We start from the raw sequence: 2,790 nt of genomic DNA, 5'->3' as shown, positions 1-2,790 counted from the left end.
GTAAGCCTGCGGCGAGGGCCGTCTTTGAGTGAGGCGGGTGCGGGGTTAGTGGACCGTCCATATGGGCTCCTTATGGACGGTGCATGGAATGCTGGAAGTTATGGATGTGGTTGATACGGGCCGTCGGCGCCGGTTTAGCCGCGAAGAGAAGATCCGGATAGTCGAGGAAAGCTTTTCAGGCCCGAACATGGCGCGGGCGACGGCGCGGCGTTATGGCATTGCACTTTCTGGTCTCTACCTTTGGCGACGGCAGTATCAGCGCGGCGAGTTGGGCGGGGAGGTTCCCGCGTTTCGGGCCGTCGAGTTGTTTCCGGATGGGATTGCCCCAGCGATTTCCACCGCAGTCACGTCGGGTCTGATCGAGATCGCGCTTTCGAATGGGCGGCGGGTGATCGTGCCGCCGGATGTCGACACCGGGGTGCTGACGCGGTTCGTGCAGATTTTGGAGCGGGCATGATCGCCTTTCCGGCGGGAACGCGGGTCTGGATTGCTGGTGGTGTCACCGACATGCGGTGCGGCATGAACAGCCTCGCGCTGAAAATCCAGCAGGGGCTTGGCCGGGATCCGCACAGTGGCGAGATCTTCTGCTTTCGCGGGCGCAAGGCGGATGTGGTGAAGCTGCTGTGGTTCGATGGCATCGGCGTATCGCTTTACGCCAAGCGCCTTGAGGCGGGGAAATTCGTTTGGCCGTCGAGCGCCACGGGCGAGGCGGTTGCGATCTCCGCGGCGCAGCTCGGCTATCTTCTCGACGGAATTGACTGGCGCAATCCGCGCTGGACCCAGAAGCCGAAGAAGATGGGCTGAGGCAGCGGAAACGCCTGTATTTGTTGGCTTCTGTGGCCGTTCATGGTAGAAGCGGCCATGTCCGATCCCGTCTCAGAACTCGAAAAACTCCGCGCCGAGCTGGCGGCCACCAAAGCCGAACTGGCGCAGGCGCGCGCGGTGGTTTCGACCTCCGAGGCGATGATCGCAGGGCTCAAGCTCGAGATCGCGCTGCTCAAACGCGAGCATTACGGCCACAGCGCCGAACGCACGGCCCGGCTGATCGATCAGTTGGAATTGCAGCTCGAGGAGCTGGTGACCGACGCCGCCGAGGATGCGGCCCGAGCCGAAAAGACCACGAAGGTCGCAGCGTTCGACCGCAAGAAGCCGGTGCGCAAACCCTTTCCCGAGCATCTGCCGCGCGAGCGGGTGGTGATCGAAGCGCCGACCAGTTGCAGCTGCTGCGGCTCGGACCGCATCGTGAAGATGGGCGAAGACATCACCGAAACGCTCGAGGTGGTTCCGCGACAGTGGAAGGTGATCCAGACCGTGCGCGAGAAGTTCAGCTGCCGCGACTGCGAGAAGATCAGCCAGGCGCCGGCGCCGTTCCATCCGACGTCGCGCGGTTGGGCCGGGCCGAGCCTGCTGGCGATGATCGTGTTCGAAAAGTTCGGCCAGCATCAACCGCTGAACCGGCAGGCCGAGCGGTATGCCCGTGAGGGCGTCGACCTCAGCCTCTCCACCCTCGCCGATCAGGTCGGGGCCGTGGCCGAGCTGCTCAAGCCGCTCCATGATCTGATCGCGGCGCATGTCACGGCGGCCGAACGCCTGCATGGTGACGATACGACGGTTCCGCTCTTGGCCCGCGGCGGCACGAAGACGGCGCGGCTCTGGACCTATCTGCGCGACGACCGCCCCTTCGGCGGCACCGCGCCGCCAGCGGTGATCTTCCGCTTCTCGCGCGATCGGGGCGGCGCGCATCCGACCGAGCATCTGGAAGGCTGGCAGGGCATCCTGCAAGCCGATGCCTATGCCGGTTACAACGACCTCTACCGCGGCGATCGCAAGCCCGGGCCGGTTCTTCCCGCTCTGTGTTGGAGCCATGCGCGGCGCAAGTTCTTCGAACTGGCTGATGTCGAGGGGAACATCCGCAAGGGCAAGGATGCCCGGGAAATCTCGCCGATCGCCTTCGAGGCGGTGAAACGCATCGATGCCCTCTTCGACATTGAGCGCGAGATCTCCGGCCTCGACCCCGCCGCCCGTCTGGAAGCCCGCAAGGCGCGCTCCGCCCCGCTGGTCGCGGCCTTGGAGCTCTGGCTTCGGGAGCAACGGGCACAGCTCTCGAAGCATGCCAAGGTCGCCAAGGCGATCGATTATTCTCTCTCGCCCGAACACTGGCCGGGCTTCACCCGGTTCCTCGACGATGGCCGGGTCTGCCTCACCAACAACGCGGCGGAACGATCTCTGCGCGGGGTCGCCCTGGGCAGAAAATCCTGGCTCTTCGCCGGTTCCGAGCGCGGCGGGCAGCGCGCGGCCTTAATGTATTCCCTGATCGGCACCGCCAAGCTGAACGGGATCGACCCGCAGGCTTGGCTCGCCGACGTCATCGCCAGGATCTCAGATCTGCCGCTCTCGCGCCTGCCCGAATTGCTGCCGTGGCATTGGAAGCCGCTGGCAAACCGATCTGCCGAGGCCGCCTGATGGGGCGCGTCACGCATGTCGTCACCATCGACGAAGCCGCCAGACGGATCGGCGAGAACCTGGAGCTTGTCGAACTCGTCAGCGCCAACTCCGACAACATCGACTACGGCGAGAAGATCTGGGTCGATGACGGCACCGAGGAAGGCACCACCACCTTCACCGACCGCGGCATTGAATGCCTGCAAGAACTCCTCGCCGACATTCGAACCTGGAAAGGCGGGATCCTCGGGTTCCTGCGCGCCGAAAAGTGCGACCCCGACGTCATCGAGCGCATCATGGCCGACGAGAAAAACCGGTAAGTCCAGACGGCCCTCGGCGGAGGTTTAC

At 64.6% G+C, this 2,790-nt stretch carries 4 protein-coding genes; all 4 read left to right on the top strand.

Annotation, left to right across the window (positions count from 1 at the left end):
- Window positions 1–88 precede the first annotated feature (88 nt).
- From tnpA to C8J30_RS18135, 4 genes are read left to right on the top strand one after another with little or no spacing between them, the layout of a single operon-like run.
- Window positions 89–457, top strand: coding sequence for an IS66-like element accessory protein TnpA (gene tnpA / locus C8J30_RS18150; protein ID WP_110807477.1), 369 nt, complete (start codon window positions 89–91; stop codon window positions 455–457).
- A complete protein-coding gene (gene tnpB, locus C8J30_RS18145) occupies window positions 454–804 on the top strand; it encodes an IS66 family insertion sequence element accessory protein TnpB (protein ID WP_110807476.1) in 351 nt (116 codons plus the stop codon). The genes tnpA and tnpB overlap by 4 nt, the downstream gene beginning before the upstream one ends.
- A 57-nt stretch (window positions 805–861) precedes the next feature.
- Window positions 862–2,463 (top strand): IS66 family transposase, encoded by a 1,602-nt coding sequence (gene tnpC / locus C8J30_RS18140; protein WP_110807475.1) that lies wholly within the window; start codon window positions 862–864, stop codon window positions 2,461–2,463.
- Window positions 2,463–2,762 (top strand): hypothetical protein, encoded by a 300-nt coding sequence (locus C8J30_RS18135; protein WP_110807474.1) that lies wholly within the window; start codon window positions 2,463–2,465, stop codon window positions 2,760–2,762. The genes tnpC and C8J30_RS18135 overlap by 1 nt, the downstream gene beginning before the upstream one ends.
- Window positions 2,763–2,790: the final 28 nt, after the last annotated feature.

It is taken from the genome of Rhodobacter viridis (genome assembly GCF_003217355.1).
GTDB lineage: Bacteria > Pseudomonadota > Alphaproteobacteria > Rhodobacterales > Rhodobacteraceae > Rhodobacter > Rhodobacter viridis.
This window is presented reverse-complemented; position numbering and strand designations above follow the sequence as displayed.